The sequence below is a fragment of the Amycolatopsis sp. NPDC059021 genome (assembly GCF_042739895.1).
GTDB lineage: Bacteria > Actinomycetota > Actinomycetes > Mycobacteriales > Pseudonocardiaceae > Amycolatopsis.
On sequence record NZ_JBHYIQ010000129.1, the window covers coordinates 8,120 to 10,170 of the forward strand.

Here is a 2,051-nt window from a genome sequence, read left to right on the forward strand (position 1 = left end):
GCAGTGGGGTGACCGATGGGGCGAGCCCATCCCCAGCACCCGCGCCCGGCACAGCTGAAACCCCCCCCCCCCCCCACCCACAAGGATGCACACGCCCTGTGCCCGCCCCCCCCCCCCCCCCCGCTGCGGGGGCGTGGGGTTACCCCCCGGGGGCGCCGCATTTCGGTCTCACCAAATTCCGGGACCCGTTGCGGATTCCCCCGGTGATCCGGCCGCACGCGAGCCGGTGGCGGGACGAGATCACGATCGGCATGACGACCGCGCGGACCCGGCTGCACTCCCAGCTGCCCGCGACCACGCTGTGGACCTACGAGGGACACTTTCCCGGCCCGACCATCGAGGTGCGTAGTGGTAGGCGGCTGCGGGTCGCGTGGCACAACGATCTCACCGGCCCGATCCCGCTGGTGGCGGTGCGAGTGCCGTATCGGAAGCCGTCGCCGGCGTACGTGCCCGGCTACCGCAATCCCGACGGCAGTCTCCCGCCCGGGGTGACGCCCATCGACGGGGTCGCCGACCTGCCGCCGTGGAACGTCGTGCACCTGCACGGAGCGGTGACCAGCGCCTGCAACGACGGCTGGGCACACAACGGCGTATCACCGGGGGACGCGCAGCTGACCGAGTATCCGAACCGCCAGGCGGCGACGGCGCTGTGGTACCACGACCACGCGATGGCCGTGACCCGGTTCACCGTCTACGCCGGGCTGGCCGGGATGTTCCTGGTGCGCGACGAAGAGGAGGACGCGCTCGGGCTGCCGCGAGGCGAACGGGAAATCCCGCTGGTCATCACCGACCGCAACCTCGACACCGACCCGGCGACCGGCGCGCTCACCGGCAGGCTGCTGTACAAGATGCCCTACTCGCCGCTGACCGGCACGATGGTCCCGGTCACCGGCCCGTTCACCCTCGTGAACGGCGTCATCTGGCCGCACCTCGACGTGTCCGCGCGCTGGTACCGCTTCCGCGTGCTCAACGCGGCGAACTCGCAGTTCTTCCGCCTCGACCTGATCGACGAGGCGGGCACCGTGCACAACGACGCCGTCCGCGTCGCGGGCACCGACGCCGGTCTGCTGCCCGCCCCCGCGGCGCTGCCCGCCGGCGGGCTGACTCTCACGCCCGCCGAGCGCGTCGACCTGCTGATCGACTTCAGCCGGTTCGCGGGACAGCGCCTGCGCCTCACCAATACGGGCAGCCCGGCGGCCGAGCCGGACATCATGGAGTTCCGCGTCGAACGCCGCGGCAGGCACGACCCGGTCGTCCTGCCCGCGCGGCTGTCGAAGTCCTATGTGCGCCTGGAACACGGAACGACGGTGCCGAAGGAGCACGATCACGTGTTCGTGGCGACCCTCCCGCCGGACGTGGCGGGCGAGCCGAACCCGGCGATGTGGGAGCTGCGGGAGATCACCGAACCACACGAGCTGCCGGCGCGGTTCCCCGCGACCGGGATCATCCAGCTCACCGACCCGGCCACGGCGAAGGTGCGGACGTTCCGGAAGGTCGCGAGCCTGTTCGACGACACCAGGACGTTCTTCTTCGTCCGAGGGCGGTGGGTGGTGTGGAACTTCCTCCAGCTGGGCGGATCACCGCATCCGATGCACATCCACCTGGCACGGTTCCAGCTGCTGGCCCGCCGGACGTGGACCGACCTGACCGCTTTCGACCTCGCCGCCGGCGGCACCACCAGGCCGCTGCCCGTGCCGGACGCCGGGCCGCCGATCGAGAAGTGGGAGGAGGGCTGGAAGGACACTTTCCAGGTACGGCAAGGCGAATGGCTCACCGTCGCCGGCCGGATGGAAGGCGCGACCGGGGAGTTCATGTACCACTGCCATGTCCTCGAACACGAGGACATGGGCATGATGCGGCCGTTCATCGTGCACCCGCCCGAGGTGGCCCGGTTCCACACCCACCCTGGCGGCCACGGCCACGGCGGACACGGATAGCCCAGCGCCGATTTGGGGGGAAACGCCACGTGGGGGGGGGATATTGCGACTCCCATAGGGGTCGGGCGCGAATAGCAATGGCCGGCGCGGGCGGGTGAGGGTGTGAACCAAAGA

General features: G+C 70.8%; 1 protein-coding gene. It reads left to right on the plus strand.

The features are described from left to right. The first annotated feature begins 206 nt into the window (after positions 1 to 206). A complete protein-coding gene (locus tag ACFWX1_RS43100) occupies positions 207 to 1,937 on the plus strand; it encodes a multicopper oxidase family protein (RefSeq protein WP_378395693.1) in 1,731 nt (576 codons plus the stop codon). The last annotated feature ends 114 nt before the right edge of the window (positions 1,938 to 2,051 follow it).